This is a genomic window from Microtetraspora niveoalba, assembly GCF_001570405.1.
GTDB lineage: Bacteria > Actinomycetota > Actinomycetes > Streptosporangiales > Streptosporangiaceae > Microtetraspora > Microtetraspora niveoalba.
Genome location: NZ_BBYM01000023.1, coordinates 75,425 through 91,506 on the forward strand (window position 1 = coordinate 75,425; position 16,082 = coordinate 91,506).

The following is a 16,082-nucleotide window of genomic DNA, read 5'->3' on the forward strand; positions in this document are numbered from 1 at the left end:
TTTCGAGGGCCGTCACTCGGGGGGTTCCCGGCCTTGCGGCGGTGGGCGGCCGCCGGGCCGGGAGCACACCACCGCGACCGGGCAGCGGGCGTGGTGGAGCACGCCGCGGCTCACCGAGCCGAGCACCATCGCGCCGATCCCGCTCCTGCCGTGCGACCCCACGACGAGCACGTACGCGGTCGCGGACGCCTCGACCAGCGCGCGCACCGGGTGGTCGCAGATCACCTCGACCTCCGCCCGCACTCCGGGGTATCTCGCGCGCCACCCGGCGATCCTCCCGGTGGCGATCGTCTGCCGCAGTTGCCGCATCTCCTGGAGGTCGTACACGAACCAGCCGGTGTAGATCTCGGGAGGCAGCCGCCAGCCGTACACCGCGCGGACCGGGCATTCGCGCAGCCGGGCCTGCTCGAACGCGTAGGCCAGCGCGGGCTCGCACTCCTCCGACTCGTCCACGCCGACGACCACCTCCGCTCCGGCGTCCGGCACGCCGCCCGGCATGTGGCCGGGCCGTACGACGACGACGGGGACGGCGGTGTGACCGGCGAGGTGCCCGCTCACCGAGCCGAGCAGCATCCCGGCGAACCCGCCCCTGCCGCGGCTCCCGACCACCAGCTCGGACGCGTTCTCGGCCTCCCGGAGCAGGACGCGGGCCGGGGCTCCTTCCAGCCGCCTCGTGGACACGGCCAGGTCCGGGTGCCGGTCCCGCGCGGTCTGCTCGGCCTCCCGCAGGATCTGGTCGCCCGCGCGCAGCAGCGCCTCGCCGAGCCCGGGGATCGGGTAGGGGCGGCTCGCGTACGCCGGGGACGGGATGGTGTGGACGGCGGCGAGCGGCACCCCCTTCCTGGCCGCGTCGTCGGCCGCCCAGACGACGGCCGCCGTCGCGGCCGGGGAGCCGTCCACTCCGACGAGGATCGGTCCGGCCATCGCTCCCCCTCTCGCGCCCCGGGCCGTACGGCATCGCCACTACCCGAGATGGCGCGGGGGCATCACAGGGGCACGCGCGGCGCACCGGCCGCACGCGCGGGTCGGCCGCTCCGCCCGGAGCCTCGGTCCAGCCGGAGCCGCATCCCCGCCCAAGGTCTTGACCTTGGGGGAAATAGCACGATTTGAGGGGTTTTTCGGTCAGTGTTGAGGGGCACCCGCATCATCTGGGAGCGAAAGTCACGAGCGTGGAGCCACCCATGGCCGAGAGCCGGAGCGAAACCCTGCGGGTCGCGTGGCACGGCGGTGGCCGCTTCGACATCGGGATCCGCGGGCATTCCGTACGGGTCGACGAGCCGAGGGACTTCGGCGGAAGCGACACCGGTCCCACAGCGACCGAACTCTTCGTCGGCAGCCTCGCCGCGTGCGTCGCGCACTGCGCCGAGCGCTACCTGCACCGATGCCAGTTGCCCGCCGGCGTCACGGTCACCGCGCGGTACGTGCTCGGCCTGCAACCGGCGCACCTCAGCGAGGTCGCCCTCGACGTCGAGGCGCCCGGCCTCCCGGAGGGGCTGCGCGCGTCGTTCACCGCGGCGATCGGGCACTGCCCGGTGTACAACACCCTCTACCGGCCGCCGGAGGTGACGTTCCGGGTCCTCACCTCGGGCCACGAGGCCGTCTGCCACCACCCCTGAGCCGCGTCACCCGGCCCGGCGCACCCGGTCCACGTACGCGACCAGGCCGTTCAGCAGGTCGGCCGACCAGGGGAGGCCGCGGGCCAGCTCGGGGCCGTGGTCCCGCCACATCCGGCGGGCCGCCCCGGCTGTCCGTTCGTCCCCGGCGTGGAACGCCGCGCCGATCGTGTCCCAGCGCCGGACGAGGTCGCGGACCCGCGGATCGTCGACCGGCGTGTCCGCCCGGACATGGCCGAGGAGCTCCTCGACCAGCCCGGCCCACTCGGTCCTGGCCGCGTCGACGGCCTCGCTCCCGAGCTCGGCGCGGCGCTCGGCCAGCCGTTCCCGCTGCTCCGGCGTGAAATAGGCCTCGAACACAGAGATCATCTCCAGGGTCGTCATGAACTGGTCTGGATCGGGCATCGACCGGCCGTCCAGCCGCCGCAGCAACCCCTGGATCCGGTCCATGAGCAGCGCGATCTGTCCGGCTCGCTCCTCCAGGTCCCGGAGCTGGGCGGCGAGCAGCGCGCGCATCGCCTCGGGTTCGTCCCCCGAGTCGTCGAGCACGCCCGCGACCTCGTCCAGCGACAGCCCGAGAGCGCGCAGCGCGCGCACCCGGTACAACCGCCGCAGGTCGCGCTCGGTGTAGCGGCGATGCCCCGACGCCGTGCGCTCACCGGCCCTCAGCAGGCCGATCTCGTCGTAGTGGCGCAGCGTCCGCACCGTCACGCCGCTGGCCTCGGCCAGCTCCCCGATGCTCCACCGGCGTCCGGCCCTGTCCTTCCCGATCACGGGGGCAACGCTAGAACCTCCCCCTGCGGCCGGTTCAACCCTCCTCCGCGCACCCGAACCGGCGATCTTCCGCGTACGCGGGGTGCGGTTCGCCGCGCTTCGGTACAAAAGGTCGATGATCTCCTTGTCGACGTACGGAACCCTCCGGTGGGCGGCGGCGCTGCTGTGCGTCGCCGCCGTCACGAGCTGCACGGCCGACCCGGCGGACCCATGGGACGACCTCGCGCTGCCCCTTGACGCCTACCAGCTCACCCACGAGGACCAGGCCCGGGTCCAGCGCGCGCGGTTCGCGTTGATCCGGGACTGCATGCGGCGGTTCCGGATCGACTTCCGGGGCCCCTCGACGGAGCCGGTGACCTATCCGAGGAACGCCTCCTACATCGACCTGCTCGACCGCGACCAGGTCGAGAAGTACGGATACGCGGCCCCGCCCGGGCAGGCGGAGGAGGCGGCGGCCGCGCAGACCGGCATCCGGACCGGATACAGCGTCACGGACGAGCAGTTCTTCGTGCTCGAAGGAAAGGTCAAGCGGTACCGGGGCACACCGGTGCCGCCCGGCGGATGCTTCGCGGAGGCGGACGGCGTCCTCAACCAGGGGGCGAAGGGCGTGCCGCCCGCCGAGTCGGCCAGGAAGTTCAACGACGACGAGATGCTCACCTTCTCCTACGACGCGGCCGATCTCGCGTGGAAGGACCCGAGGGTCCGGGCGGCCGAGCGCTCGTGGAGCGCGTGCATGAAGGAAGCCGGTTTCGACTACGCGACCCCCGCCGACGCGATGGGCGACCGCCGGTGGGCGGTGACGGCCGCCGACGACCACATCGAGAAACCCCGCGGCACCCGGGTGGAGATCGAGACGGCCGTCGCGGACGCCGGCTGCCGCCTGGACACCGGCTATTACGGCGTCCGGCGGGCGGTCTACACCGACCATCACAACAGGGTCATCGCCGGACACCGCGACCGGCTGAACACCATCAAGGCGCTCAACGAGACCCGGCTGTCCAACGCCGCCAAGGTCCTCAAGGGCGAACTCCCGGCCCGATAGCCGGGTTCCCTCCACCGCGCGTCCGGCCGCGAGGACGACACCGCCTCTCCCGGCGACGGCGGTGTGTGGTGGCGCACCTGGCGGAGCGCGGGGCGACCGGCCCCGCCTTCACCGTGGGCTTCTGCTTCGGCGGAAGCCGGCACACCTACCCCGGCGCACCGCACTCCTTCTTCGACCGCGCGTACGCCGAGTGGGGAGAGGCGTGCGCCGACGCGTGGCGGCGGATCCTGGAGTTCACCGGCCGCCACGGCGCGTCCGGCGAGCCCGTCTGATCGGCCGCACGGCACCGGCGGCCACGGGCCGCGGCTCCGCCGGGGCTTCAGCCGGCTCTCGACGAGGACTCCCTGACGAAGAACGACGTCGGAAGCCGGACGCGCTCGGCGACGGGTGTGCCGTGGATCAGACCGTGGAGCATGTCGACGGCGCCCTCGGCGAGGCGCTCGGGGTGCATGTCGACCGCCGAGATCGCGGGGCTCGCGGTGCGGGCGTGCTCGGAGTCGGACGCCGTCGCCAGGAGCGTACGGCCGGGCACGCTCACTCCGGCCTCGCGCAGTTCCTCCAGCACGCCGACGGCCTGCCGTCCCGTGGCGCACAGGACGGCGTCGGGCACGCCGTCGCGGAGCAGCCGGGCGGCGACGGCGCGACCGCCCCGGATTCCGGCTCCCTCGGCGGCGCGCAGAACGCGGGGAGGCAGCCCCGCCCCCGCCGTCCACGCCCGGTAGGCGGCCTCGCAGTCCTGGTTCCAGCCGTTGGAGTCGGTGCCGCCGACCAGGACGATGTCGCGCGCGCCGGCGGAGGCGAAGTGGTCGAGCACCGCCGCCATGGAGCCCTCGTCGTCCGACGACACCCAGTACGGCGAGTCTGGCCGGGCGACGTTCCGCCCGAGTGAGACGTAGGGGATGTCGCGGTCCTCCAGCCGCCGCACCACGGGGTCGTCCACCTCGGGCTCGGCGACGACGTAGCCGTCCAGGGAGTAGGCGAAGGCGGGGACCGGCGACCTCAGGAGGTTGGGGACGAGCATCATCCCGATGCCGCGGTCCATCGCCGCCACCGCCGCCGCCGCGAGCAGCCGGCTGAAGAAGTCGACGCCGTTCAGCGTGTACGAGCCGATCGCGTCGAGCGGGCGCAGCACCAGCCCGATCGTCCCCATGGGCGAGCGGCGCAGTCCGCGGGCGAGGGCGTCGGCCTGGTAGTCGAGCTCGGCGGCGACCCGTTTGACGCGGGCCCGGGTCTCCTGGCTGAGCGTGCCCTTGTCGTTGAGGGCGAGGGAGACGGCGGCGATCGAGACACCGGCTGCCCGCGCCACGTCCTCGATCGTCAGGCCCTTCCTGCGTGCCATCCGCGGCCCTCCCCCGGTCGAACGATCATAAATCGATTTATAACAGTATCTGCTCGGCATGGCATAAAACCTTTTACTTCTCTAGCGTTGGCCCGGTTCGATCCGGCCCATGCCGAAGGAGCCATCCCGTGACACGCTCCCCCGTCGCCGCCGCCCTCGTGGCGGCGGCCGTCACCGCCATCGCCTCCTGCGCGCCGGCGGCTCCCGCCGAGCGCGCCCCGCAGAAGGAGGTCGCCCCCGGATTCGCCGCCGTCGCCGACACGTCGGCGACGCGCACCGGCGAGGCGACCGTCCAGCTCGACTACGACACCGCCGAGGCCGACGGCCTCGACCCGCAGACCGCGCAGTGGGCCCGCACCTGGATGCTGACCGGCCTCAGCTACGAGACGCTCGTGACCACGGACGAGAAGTTCGCCATCGTCCCCGAGCTCGCCACGTCGTGGACCACGCCCGACGACCGCACCTACGTGTTCACCCTCGACCCGGCGGCCACCTTCTCCAACGGACGGAAGGTCACCGCCGACGACGTCGTCGGCAGCCTGGAACGCCTCCGCGAGGGCGGCGGCGTGTGGTCGGGGCAGCTCGGACCGGTGTCGAGCGTCGAGGCGACCGACGCCTCGACCGTGACCGTCAAGCTCGCCGAGCCGTACGCGCCGTTCCTGGCGGCGCTGGCGAACACCCCGGCCGCCGTGCTCCCGATGAAGGAGGTGAACGCGGGCACGATCGACCTCAAGAAGCAGATGGTCGGCAGCGGCCCGTACGTCGCCACGCAGCACCGGCAGGACAAGTCGTGGACGTTCGAGCGCAACCCGTCCTACCGGCACGCCGACCAGGTGAAGATCACCAAACTGACCGTCGACATCGTCCCGCAGGACTCGACGCGGATGGCCGCCCTGCGCGAGGGCAGCGCGCAGATCGCGAACTTCAACAACGCGGACGCGATCGACCTCCTCGCCGACAGCCCGAAGACGAAGGTGTTCGCGCAGAAGCAGAGCGACTACTTCTACCTGCTCGTCAACTCGCGGCGTCCCGGCTCGCCCCTGGCGGACGAGAAGGTGCGGTTCGCGATCAACGCGGCGATCGACCGCCGGGCGCTCGTCGACGTCGCCCTCGGCGGCGAGAGCGCGCCGACCGCGGCCGCGCCGAGCAACCTGCCCGGCGGGTGCGCACCCGCCGAACTGCCCTCGGCGAAGGCCGGCCCGGGCAAGGCGGCGGGACTCCTCGCGGAGAGCGGCGCCAAGAACGTCTCCCTGAACCTCCTCATCGACAACTCCGAACCGGTGCTCGCGCAGCTCGCCCAGGTCATCCAGCAGCAGCTCGCCCAGATCGGCGTCACCGTGAAGATCGAGCAGTACGACGTCGGCACGTACGAGAAGCGGGTGCTCACCACCCGGCCCGGCGAGTTCGACCTCGCGATCGGCTGGTTCGTCGGCTACGTCGACGCCTCGATGGTCACACGCTGGTGGAACCCGAAGCTCTCCGGCTTCACCTCCGGATTCGCCGGCGACCACGCGGACCTCGACGCGCTCATCGCCAAGGCCCAGGCGACCGGCGACGAGAGCGCCCGCGCCGCCGCGCTCACCGAGCTGTGCGCGTCGGCCGACCGCCACTCGGAGATCGTGCCGCTGGTGCACCGGCCGTCGTTCCTCGCGGTGGACACCTCGGTGGTGAGCCCGACCGTGCAAAGCGACGAGGGGTACGGCGACTTCCTGCGCCACATCGCCGACTTCCGCCTGCTCGGGAAGTAGCCGCCGATGCTCCGATGGATCGCCGGCCGCGTCGTCAGCGCGGCGGTCACCCTGCTCGGCATCTCCCTGCTGATCTTCGTCGCGGTACGGCTCATGCCGGGCGGCTATGAGGACGTGATCCTCGGGCCGCTGGCCGGCCCCGAGCAGCGCGCCGCCGTGGCGGCCCGCTTCGGCCTCGACCAGCCGGTGTTCGTCCAGTTCTTCCTCTGGCTCGGCGCGCTGGTCCGGGGCGACCTCGGCATCTCGATGGTCACCCAGGCGCCGATCGTCGACGAGCTCGCGCTCCGGCTGCCGCTGACGACGCTGCTGGCGGCGATGTCGCTCACGGTCACCCTCCTCGTCGGCGTGCCGCTCGGGGTCCTCACCGCCGTACGCGGCGGCGGGGGCCGCGGCGGCGCGGCCGGCCGCCTCCTGTCGGCGATCGGGATCAGCCTGCCGGAGTTCGTGCTCGGCAGCGTGGTGATCTACGTCTTCTCGCGGTACGCGCTCGGGTTGCGGATCGGCGGGTTCGCGACCGGCGCCTCCGGGTCCGGCGCGGCCTTCCAGGCGCTCATCCTGCCCGCGCTCGTGCTCTCGGTGTTCTCGGTCGCCGCGACCGCGCGCACCACGCGGGACGCGGTGCTCGGCGTCCTCGTCGAGCCGCACATCGCCGCCGCGATCGGCCGGGGCGAGTCGCCCTGGCACATCGTCCGCCACCACGTGCTGCGCAACATCGGCATCCCGGTCCTCACCCTGCTGGGCAGCGTCGTCGCCTACCTGCTCGGCGGCGCCGTGATCGTCGAGTCCCTCTTCAACATCTCGGGACTCGGGTCGTACATGGTGTCCGCGCTCGGCCGCCGCGACTTCGGGGTGGTGCAGGCGACCGTGCTGTTCACGGCGGCGGCGTTCGTCGTCGTGAGCCTGCTCACCGAGCTCGCGTCCGGCCTGCTCGACCCGCGCGTCGCCACCACACGAAAGGGAGTCCGATGACGCTCGTGTCCTTCGCGCGGCGGTCCCGCGTCGCGCCCCGGCGGCGGGACGGCCTGTTCACCGTCGCGGCCGGCGTCCTCGCCGTCATCGCGGCCACCGCCGCGATCGCCGCGGTCGTCCCGTTCGCGGGCGACCCGGACGCCATCGTCGGGCCCCGGCTCTCGCCGCCGTCGGCGCGGTGGCCGTTCGGCACCGACGCGCTCGGCCGCTCGCTGCTCGCCCGCGTGCTGGAGGGAGCCGGGACGACCCTCCTCGTCTCGATCGCCGCCGTCACGGCGACCGCCGTGGTCAGCACGCTCCTCGGCATGGTCGCCGGCTACTGCGGCGGCCCGCTGCGGGAAGCGGTGACGCGCCTCGGCGACGTCCTCTACGCGTTCCCCTCGATCGTGCTCGCGGTGCTGGTCGCCGCGGTCGTCGGCCCCGGCCTGGCCTGCGCGGTCGCCGCCATCGTGCTCGTCACCGTCCCCCTGATGACGAGGATGATCACTGCCGCGGCGGCCTCGGTCGCCGAGCGGGACTTCGTCACCACGGCGAAGATCAGCGCAGTGCCGGCCCCGGTCATCCTCGGCCGGCACGTCCTCTCGAACATCGGCGGCACGATCGCCGTGCAGGGCACGTACGCGCTCTCCGTCGGCATCCTCGTCGAGGGCGGGATGAGCTTCCTCGGGTACGGCGTGCAGCCGCCGCAGTCGTCGCTCGGCTCGCTCATCCAGCAGGGCGGGGCCTACATGGCCCACGCGCCCTGGCTGCTCTTCACGCCGGCCCTCGTGCTCGTGCTGGCGATCCTTTCGATCAACCTCATCGGCGACACCCTCCGGGACCGCCTGGAGCCGCGCGAGACGAGGAGCCTCGGATGACCGTCCCCACCCGCGCCCCGCTCGTACACGTGCGCGGACTGTCGGCCGAGTACCGCTCCCGTCTCGGCACGATCGCCGCCCTCCGCGACGTGGACCTGTCGCTCGAACCGGGTGACCTCCTCGGCGTCGTCGGGGAGAGCGGGTCGGGCAAGAGCACGCTGTCGGCCGCGCTCGGCCGGATGTCGCCGGGCTCGTGCCGCGTCACCTCCGGCACCGTGGAGATCGGGGGCGTGGACGTCGCCGGCCTCGACGGCCCGGCCCTGCGCGCGCTGCGCCGCGACGTGCTCGGCTTCATCCCGCAGGACCCGATCGGCTCCCTCGACCCGACCCTGCGCATCGGCCGCCAGCTCCGCCTCGCCCTCCGCCCGCTCAGGCGGCCCTACGACCACACGGCGCTCGTCGCCCTGCTGGACGGCGTGCAGATCCGCGAGCCGGAGCGCGTGTTGCGCCTCTATCCCCACGAGATCTCGGGCGGGATGGCCCAGCGGGTCGCGATCGCGCTCGCGATGGCGCGCGAGCCGCGCGTCCTCGTCGCCGACGAACCCACGGCGGCGCTCGACGCCCAGGTACGTGAGGACGTGCTCGACCTCATGGTGCGGCTCATCGCCTCGTCGGGGGCCGCGCTCCTCTGGGTGAGCCACGACCTGCGGGCGGTGCGGCGCTGGTGCACACGCGTGATGGTGATGCGGGCGGGCGAGGTGGTCGAGGCGGGACCGACCGAGGACGTGTTCGGCCGGCCGGAGCATCCGTACACGCGGCGGCTCCTGGACGCGCTCGCGATGACACCCGCCGCGGACGAACGGGAGAAGGCATGACCACGGTGCTGAAGATGTCGGACGTGAACGTCACCTTCACCAGCGGATGGGGGCGGCGGCGCACCCGGTCCCGGGCGATGAAGGACGTCACCCTGGAGGTCGAGGCCGGGCGCACGCTCGGGGTCGTCGGCGAGTCCGGCTCGGGCAAGAGCACCACCGGATCCGTCGCGCTCGGGCTGCGCCGGCCGGACAGCGGAACCGTCGAGGTGCTGGGACGGCCCGCGGCGGAGCGCGGGCGGGCGCTGCGCGGACGGGTGCAGGCGGTGCTGCAGCACCCGCACTGGTCGTTGAACCCGCGGCGGCGCGTAGGCGTCTCGGTGCGGGAACCGCTCGCGGTGGCCGCGCGCCGTCTCGGCCGGGAGGAGCAGCGGGAGCGCGTGGTCCGCATCCTGGAGCAGGTCGGGCTCGACGCGGCGACGGCCGACCGGTACCCCCATGAGCTCTCCGGCGGCCAGCGGCAGCGGGTGTCCGTGGCGCGGGCTCTCATCACGGAGCCCGGCTTCATCGTCTTCGACGAGGCGGTGAGCGCCCTCGACGTGTCCGTGCAGTCGCAGATCCTCGAGCTCATCCGCGAACTGCAGGCCTCGCACACGTTCGGCGCCCTCTTCATCTCGCACGACCTCGCGGCGGTACGGCGCGTGGCCGACACGATCGCGGTGATGCGTCACGGCGAGGTGCTCGAGACGGCGCCGGCCGAGCGGTTCTTCACCGATCCGGCCCATGAGTACTCGCGGCGCCTGCTCGCCGCGCTCTGACCCACGACAGGAGGAACATCGATGGACATCGCGGCGGACGCCGTCTACATCGTCGGCGAGGTCGAACCGTTCGACGGAACACCGGAGCCGGGGCCGAGGCCCACCGCGATCGCCGTGACCGGTGGACGCGTGCTCGCGGTCGGCGGCGCCGAGGTCGCCGAGCGTCATCTCGGGCCGCGCACGGTCGTGCACCGGTACGAGGACGCCGTCCTGCTCCCCGGTCTCACCGACTGCCACGTGCACCCGGTCTGGGGCTCCGTCGAGCTGGGCCGGGCCGTCGACCTCGACGGGATCGCCACCCTCGACGGCGTGCTCGGCGCGCTCCGGTCCGCCGCGGCCGGCACCGCGCACGACGAGTGGATCTTCGGCCACGCGCTCGACCCGAACGTCTTCGACGGCGCCCCGCACGGCAGGATGCTCGCCGAGGCCCTGCCGAACCGGCCCGTCGCGCTGCTGCTCCGGGACGCCCACTCGCTCGTCGTCAGCCCGCGCGTCATCGAACTGGCCGGCCTGACCGGGCGGGAGACGTTCGACGACCGGGCGTCGGTGGCGCTCCATCCCGACGGCGCGCCGAGCGGGCTGCTCCTCGAACTCAGCGCGATGGCGCTGGTGGAGCCCCTCTACCCGGCGCTTTCCGTACGGCAACAGGCCGACTACGTGCTCGCGGAGCTGGCGAAGACGGCCGCCGCGGGGCTCACCGGCGGTCACGCGATGGACTTCGGCCCGCCCAGCCACGAGATCTTCCTGGACATCGAGTCGCGCGCCGAGCTGCCGATCAAGCTGCGCTGCTCGCCGCTCGTCCCCGCCGACTCCGGTCCGGAGACCTGGCGGGAGATCGCCGCGCTCCTGGGCCTGCGCGGGCGGCGCTGGAGCGTCGAGGGCGTGAAGTTCATGCTCGACGGCACGATCGACAACGGCACGGCCTGGCTGGAGGAACCGGACGCCTACGGGGAGAACCACGCGGCGCTGTGGACGGACCCGGACGCCTACCGGGCGGCGGTCGCGTTCTTCGCCGGCCGCGGCGTCCCCACCGCCACCCACGCGATCGGCGACCGCGCCGTGCGCTTCGCCCTCGACGCCGTGGCCGAGGTCGGCGCCGGGCCCGCCGCCCCGCACCGGATCGAGCACGTCGAGACCATCCCGGACGAGACGGTCGACCGCTTCGCGCGGCTCGGCGTCGTCGCGAGCATGCAGCCCGTCCACGGCACCCGGCACACGCGCGCCGACCGCAGCGACAACTGGTCGGTACGGCTCGGCGCCGAACGCGCGTCGCGCGGCTGGCGCTGCCGGGACCTGCGGGAGCGCGGCGCGGTCGTCGCCCTCGGCTCGGACTGGCCCATCGGGACGGCCGATCCGCGGGTCCTCCTCGCCGACGCGCAGCTCCGCCGTCCCGTGGAGGAGCCGGGAACCGCGCCGGTGCAGCCGGAGCAGGCGCTCACCGCCCGCATGGCCTACGAGGGCCTCACCACCCACGCCGCGATCGCCGCCGGCCGGGCCACGAGCCGAGGGCGCGTCGCGCCGGGGTACGAGGCCGACTTCACCCTCTTCGCCGAGAACCCGCTGCGGCTCACCCCCGAGCGGCAGGCCGTCAACCCCGTGATCGCCACGGTCGTCGACGGCCGCCCGCAGCACGGCTGAACCCCCGAACGAAGGAAGACATGAACCCCGAAAGGCGACACATCGCCGTCAGCGCGTCCGACCCCTTCGAGCGCGGCAGGGAGCGCGGCGAACGGCTGCGCGACACCCTCCCCGGCGGGCTCGGCCTGTACGCCGAGCTCTTCCGGCGGGCCGACCTGACCGAGGAGCGCGTACGCGAGGACGCGCGGCGCACGGCTGACGTGATCGGCGCGTTCCGCCCGCGCCTGCGGGAGGAGCTGGACGGCGTCGCCGCGGGCGCCGGGATCGACCCCTGGCGGGTCCACGCGCTCAACGCGCGCACCGAGATCCTCGCGCAGAGCGCCGAGGGCCGTCCCGGCGAGTGCTCGACCATCGTCCACCGGCTGGAGACCCGCGAGAACGGCGGGAACGGCGGGAACGGCGGGCGCACCTTCGGCGCGCAGACCTGGGACTGGCACGTGGAGCTCGCGCCGTACTGGCACACGCACGAGGTGCGCGGCGGACGGTACGACGTGGTCGGGCTCACGGAGCACGGCATCCTCGGGAAGGTCGGGGTGAACTCGGCCGGGCTCGCGCTGCACTTCAACATCCTCGGGCATCGCGAGGACGGCGTCGGCGGCGTCCCGGTGCATGTCCTCGCCGCCGCCGTGCTGGAGGAGGCCGGGTCGGTCGCGGAGGCGCTCGACCTCGTGCGTTCGGCGCCGGTCAGCGCGTCGAGCTCGTTCACCCTCTTCGACCACGAGACCGTCGTCACCACCGACATCACCCCGGTCGGGGTGTTCGTCGTCGAGCCGGTCGGCGGGACCGTCATCCGCACCAACCACTTCCTCTCCCCGACCCCCCGAGAGGGCGAGAAGAACGAGCTCTACCAGCCGGACTCGGGCGAGCGGTACGACCTCGTGGCCGCCCGCCTCGCGCGGCGGCCGGAGCCGCGCGACGCGCGCGAACTGCTCGGCTTCCTCCACTCCGGCCCGGGCGAGCCGCGGTTGTGCTGCGTGCCGGACATGTCCCTGCCACTCGGCCAGCGGTGGGCCACCCTCGCCACCGTCGTGCTCGAACCCGCGCTCCGGACGGCGCGCGTCGCCGACGGTTCGCCGCTGGACGCACGGGACCGGCCCTGGCGGGTGCTCACGGCCTGACCGCACGGCGCGCCGACCCGGACGGGCTCCCCGGGAGCCCGTCCGGGGTGATGATCAGTCGAACTCGGTGGTGCCGTGCACGACCTTTCCGCCGACCATGGTGAGCAGGACCTCGGTCTGGGCGATCTGCTCGGCGGGCACCTTCATCACGTTGCGGTCGAGCACGATGAGGTCGGCGAACTTGCCGGCCTCGAGCGAGCCGGTGTACGCCTCCTGCCTGAGCTGGTACGCGCCGTTGAAGGTGACCGCCCGGATGGCGGCGGCCCGGGAGAGCCGCTGGTGCGGGGTCATCGCGCCCTGCTCGGCGTACGGGCTGTCCGGGGCGGCGGTGCGGGTGATGACGGTCCTGATCGCGCCCCACTCGTCCAGCGGATCGACCGGCCAGTCGCTCCCCAGCGAGATGCGGCCGCCGGCGCGGAGGATGTCGCCTTCCGGCTCGTAGTTGGCCCAGCGGCGGGTGCCCAGATACGGCTTGACCGACTCGACGGAGTCGGGGGCGGGCTTGGCCCAGTGGAATCCCATCGCGGCGGTGACGTTCAGCTTGGCGAAGCGGGGGATGTCGGCGGGATCGACCAGCTCGGCGTGCGCGATCGCGGGACGCACGGTGCGGTTCCCGGCCCTGCGCAGGCCGGCGTACGCGTCCAGTGCGATCCGGACCGCCCGGTCGCCGATGGCGTGGATGTGCGGATCGAACCCGGCCGCCGCGATCTTCCGCACGACGGCGTTCAGCTTGGCCGGCTCCCAGTACTGCTCGCCCATCTTCTTGCCTGGCACCCAGTGCTTGTGCTTGTGCACCAGGTACGGCTCCAGCAGGCTCGCCGTCTGGGCGGGATGCTGCAGGACGCCGTCCATGAACAGCTTGGCGTTGCGTACGGCGACGCCCGGCCTGGGCTTGATCCGGCCGCCGTCGTACGTGCGCCGCAGCCGCGACAGCTCCGGCACCGGGTCGGTGTCGGTCACCTCGACCAGGTGCGCGAAGTGCGCCCGCGCGGTGAGCCGCCCCTGCTCGGCGAGCGTGGTGAAGGCGCGCAGCGCGTCCTCGGTCGCGATGGCGTCCATGAACGTGGTCACCCCTTGCGCGGCCAGCGCGGCCAGCGCCGTACGGGCGATCTTCAGGTTCTCCGCACGGGTGGGCCGGGGGATCTTCGCGTCGACCAGGTTCCCGGCGCCGTCCTGCAGGATGCCGGTCGGCCGGCCCTCCGCGTCGTGTTCGATGACTCCGTCGGGCGGGTTCTTGGTGGCGGACGTGATCCCCGCCAGCTCCAGCGCCCGGCTGTTCACCAGCACGGTGTGCCCGTCGCTGGACTGGACGATGATGGGCCGCTTGGTGTCCAGGACGTCCAGGTCGGCCTTGGTGAGTTTCGTTCCCGCGGGCCGGATGGCCTGCTGGTACCAGTTGACGACGCTGACCCAGCCGTCCGGCTCCTTCTCCGCGGTCTTGTCGAGGTACTCCTGGATGGTCGTCCGGAACTCCTCGACGGTGAGGGCGGCGTATTTCAGGTCACAGTCGAGCAGGCCCTTGCCGCCGGACATCTCGTGAAGGTGGCCGTCGTGCAGGCCCGGCATCAGCATCCGGCCCCCCAGGTTCACGACCTTCGTCCCCTTGCCGACGTACCGGGAGGCGCCCTCGGTGGTGCCGACGTAGACGATGCGGCCGCCGGACACGGCCAGCGCCTGATGGACGCTGTCGGCGGCGTCGACGGTGTAGACGTACCCGTCGGTGAAGACGACGTCGGCGGGGCCGGCGGCGGCGCCGGCCGCCGGGGCGAAGGCGGCCTCGGTGGCCGCGACGGCGGCTGTGAGGGCGCCGGCGGTCAGCACGGTCCTGCGGCGGAGGATATTCTCCACGGGGTTCTCCTTCTGAATGCGATGGGCGGATGGCTGACCGGACCAAGACGCAGGAGCGTGGCCGCCAGGCACGCCGCATCGTGCTGGAGGCCGCGCTGGCCGAGGTCGCGGAGCGGCCCGTCGCCGAGATCCAGGTTCAGCAGATCGCCGACCGCGCGGGGATGAGCCCGGCACGGGTGCTGTACTACTTCCAGTCGAGGGACCGGATCCTCGCCGAGACCTTCCGCTGGAGCGAGCGCCTGCTCGCCGAGCGCCGGGCGAGCGAGCTGGACGGGGTCCCCGATCCCGAAGAGCGGCTCGAACGGTACATCCGGCTCTACCTGCCCGTTGACAGGCACGACGTCTCCTGGAAGCTCTGGCTGGAGGCCTGGCTGCGCTCGGTGACCAACGACGAGATGAGCCGAACCGCGCAGGAGATCGACAACGGCTGGATGCGGGATCTCACCGCGATCATCGAGGACGGCGCGGCGAGCGGGATCTTCCGCGCGGTCGCCGTCGAGGACTTCCTGCCGTGGTTCAACGCCCTGCTGGACGGCCTGGCGGTCCACGTGCTCATCGGCCGCCTCAGCCAGGAGCGGGCCGTGGGGACCGCGTTGAGGCACGCCACCGGTGAGCTGCGCATCGCGCCACCTACTTGAATTTGAATCAAATTTAACTTTGATCGGAGTATCACGAGCGGCGCCGCGCGCGTCAATAGCGTGCCGCGTCCCCGATCGGCCGGGACGCCGCCCGGTCCGCCCTCAGCGGGCCGATCGGCGGGTCACGGGAGGTCCGCGATCCACCCGCCCGCTCACCCTCCCGGCGGCCTCACGCTCCTACTGAGCAGCGGGCGTCGGCGCAGGTCAGGAAGTGGTAGGCGTCGTCGTCGCCGGGCCGGAGCCGTCCGTACCAGAGGAGGCGCGGCCGGCCGTCGGGCCCGATGGCCAGGTCGAAGAATCCGCAGCCCCCGTACGCGGACACGAGCGGGGCGGTCGTCCGGCGGGCGCAGTCGTCGTCCTCGCAGGCGAGGAAGGCCAGCAGCGGCCCGTTCCGGTCGTACCCGGCCAGGAGGGGACGGCCGCGCCGGTCCAGCGTCAGGGCGGGCGCACCCGGGGCGACCACCTCGGTGATCCGCGCGGTGCCCGGAGTCCCGGAGAACTCCGGATCGCGGCAGGCGGTCAGGCCGAGCGGGTTGCCGGTCAGGTAGCCCGCGTACAGCAGGCCGGGCGCGTGCCGCCGAGCAGGTGCGGCGACCCGTTGACGACGACGACCCGGTGTCCCATGGCGGCCAGCACGGCCGACGGGAGCGCCATGCCGGGGACGAGGGTCAGCGCGCCGGCCGCCAGCAGGTCCCGGTACAGGCGGCGGGCCGTGCCGTAGATGATCGGGAGCTGATTCGGCGCGCGCTCCATCTCGGTGAACGTCTCCGGCGACCATCCCGGGGACGCGCCGGTCGCGCTCGCGGATCGGTCCAGAGGCATCGTGTCTCCTCGCGGGAGTCCCGCGGCAACGCGTTTTCCGGGCGGACGGGTTGTGCACGAGCGGCTCCATCCTCCGCGGAGAAGATCTCGGAACGATCTCGGGCAA

17 protein-coding genes are annotated in these 16,082 nt (G+C 73.1%); 11 read left to right on the forward strand and 6 right to left on the reverse strand.

Translation table 11 applies throughout. The features are described from left to right. Nucleotides 1-12: 12 nt before the first annotated feature. Nucleotides 13-924 carry a universal stress protein gene (locus AWQ70_RS23190; RefSeq protein ID WP_067179512.1) on the reverse strand — a complete coding sequence of 304 codons (912 nt, stop codon included), beginning with the start codon at nt 922-924 and terminating at the stop codon, nt 13-15. A 257-nt stretch (nt 925-1,181) separates the two neighbouring features. On the opposite strand from AWQ70_RS23190, the gene AWQ70_RS23195 reads away from it, so the two are divergent. Beyond that, the gene (locus tag AWQ70_RS23195) at nt 1,182-1,616 is read left to right on the forward strand and encodes an OsmC family protein (RefSeq protein ID WP_067179513.1); all 435 of its coding nucleotides are present in this window, start codon (nt 1,182-1,184) and stop codon (nt 1,614-1,616) included. A 6-nt stretch (nt 1,617-1,622) separates the two neighbouring features. On the opposite strand, the gene AWQ70_RS23200 is transcribed toward AWQ70_RS23195, so the two are convergent. Beyond that, a complete protein-coding gene (locus AWQ70_RS23200) occupies nt 1,623-2,387 on the reverse strand; it encodes a MerR family transcriptional regulator (RefSeq protein ID WP_067179515.1) in 765 nt (254 codons plus the stop codon). A gap of 115 nt (nt 2,388-2,502) precedes the next feature. Between AWQ70_RS23200 and AWQ70_RS23205 the strand changes: the two genes are divergently transcribed. Beyond that, nucleotides 2,503-3,429, forward strand: coding sequence for a hypothetical protein (locus AWQ70_RS23205; protein ID WP_157530267.1), 927 nt, complete (start codon nt 2,503-2,505; stop codon nt 3,427-3,429). A gap of 68 nt (nt 3,430-3,497) precedes the next feature. Then, the gene (locus AWQ70_RS40620) at nt 3,498-3,701 is read left to right on the forward strand and encodes a hypothetical protein (RefSeq protein WP_067179519.1); all 204 of its coding nucleotides are present in this window, start codon (nt 3,498-3,500) and stop codon (nt 3,699-3,701) included. A 47-nt stretch (nt 3,702-3,748) separates the two neighbouring features. Here the strand turns inward: AWQ70_RS40620 and AWQ70_RS23215 are convergent, their stop codons facing one another. Beyond that, on the reverse strand, nt 3,749-4,768 hold the full coding sequence (locus AWQ70_RS23215) for a LacI family DNA-binding transcriptional regulator (RefSeq protein WP_067179521.1): 1,020 nt from the start codon (nt 4,766-4,768) through the stop codon (nt 3,749-3,751). Between the two features lie 128 nt (nt 4,769-4,896). Between AWQ70_RS23215 and AWQ70_RS23220 the strand changes: the two genes are divergently transcribed. The 7 genes from AWQ70_RS23220 to AWQ70_RS23250 are packed head-to-tail and all read left to right on the forward strand — an operon-like array spanning nt 4,897 to nt 12,668. Continuing rightward, complete coding sequence (locus AWQ70_RS23220; RefSeq protein WP_067179523.1) at nt 4,897-6,516, forward strand: ABC transporter substrate-binding protein; 1,620 nt, start codon at nt 4,897-4,899, stop codon at nt 6,514-6,516. A 6-nt stretch (nt 6,517-6,522) separates the two neighbouring features. After that, complete coding sequence (locus AWQ70_RS23225; RefSeq protein ID WP_067179525.1) at nt 6,523-7,485, forward strand: ABC transporter permease; 963 nt, start codon at nt 6,523-6,525, stop codon at nt 7,483-7,485. Beyond that, the gene (locus tag AWQ70_RS23230) at nt 7,482-8,342 is read left to right on the forward strand and encodes an ABC transporter permease (RefSeq protein WP_067179527.1); all 861 of its coding nucleotides are present in this window, start codon (nt 7,482-7,484) and stop codon (nt 8,340-8,342) included. The genes AWQ70_RS23225 and AWQ70_RS23230 overlap by 4 nt, the downstream gene beginning before the upstream one ends. Then, nucleotides 8,339-9,157: an ABC transporter ATP-binding protein gene (locus AWQ70_RS23235; protein WP_067179529.1), complete on the forward strand. Its 819-nt coding sequence runs from the start codon at nt 8,339-8,341 to the stop codon at nt 9,155-9,157. The genes AWQ70_RS23230 and AWQ70_RS23235 overlap by 4 nt, the downstream gene beginning before the upstream one ends. Further along, nucleotides 9,154-9,912 carry an ABC transporter ATP-binding protein gene (locus AWQ70_RS23240; RefSeq protein ID WP_067179531.1) on the forward strand — a complete coding sequence of 253 codons (759 nt, stop codon included), beginning with the start codon at nt 9,154-9,156 and terminating at the stop codon, nt 9,910-9,912. Before AWQ70_RS23235 ends, AWQ70_RS23240 begins: the two co-directional genes overlap by 4 nt. Before the next feature lie 21 nt (nt 9,913-9,933). Then, the gene (locus AWQ70_RS23245) at nt 9,934-11,550 is read left to right on the forward strand and encodes an amidohydrolase (RefSeq protein WP_067179533.1); all 1,617 of its coding nucleotides are present in this window, start codon (nt 9,934-9,936) and stop codon (nt 11,548-11,550) included. 20 nt (nt 11,551-11,570) lie between these two features. Beyond that, nucleotides 11,571-12,668: a C45 family autoproteolytic acyltransferase/hydrolase gene (locus AWQ70_RS23250; protein WP_067179535.1), complete on the forward strand. Its 1,098-nt coding sequence runs from the start codon at nt 11,571-11,573 to the stop codon at nt 12,666-12,668. A 54-nt stretch (nt 12,669-12,722) separates the two neighbouring features. Here the strand turns inward: AWQ70_RS23250 and AWQ70_RS23255 are convergent, their stop codons facing one another. Continuing rightward, a complete protein-coding gene (locus AWQ70_RS23255) occupies nt 12,723-14,516 on the reverse strand; it encodes an amidohydrolase (RefSeq protein WP_218004622.1) in 1,794 nt (597 codons plus the stop codon). Between the two features lie 29 nt (nt 14,517-14,545). On the opposite strand from AWQ70_RS23255, the gene AWQ70_RS23260 reads away from it, so the two are divergent. After that, nucleotides 14,546-15,154: a TetR/AcrR family transcriptional regulator gene (locus tag AWQ70_RS23260; RefSeq protein ID WP_067179539.1), complete on the forward strand. Its 609-nt coding sequence runs from the start codon at nt 14,546-14,548 to the stop codon at nt 15,152-15,154. Between the two features lie 169 nt (nt 15,155-15,323). Here the strand turns inward: AWQ70_RS23260 and AWQ70_RS23265 are convergent, their stop codons facing one another. Then, complete coding sequence (locus tag AWQ70_RS23265; RefSeq protein ID WP_067179544.1) at nt 15,324-15,617, reverse strand: hypothetical protein; 294 nt, start codon at nt 15,615-15,617, stop codon at nt 15,324-15,326. A gap of 77 nt (nt 15,618-15,694) precedes the next feature. Next, nucleotides 15,695-15,976 carry a hypothetical protein gene (locus tag AWQ70_RS23270; RefSeq protein WP_067179545.1) on the reverse strand — a complete coding sequence of 94 codons (282 nt, stop codon included), beginning with the start codon at nt 15,974-15,976 and terminating at the stop codon, nt 15,695-15,697. Between the last annotated feature and the right edge of the window lie 106 nt (nt 15,977-16,082).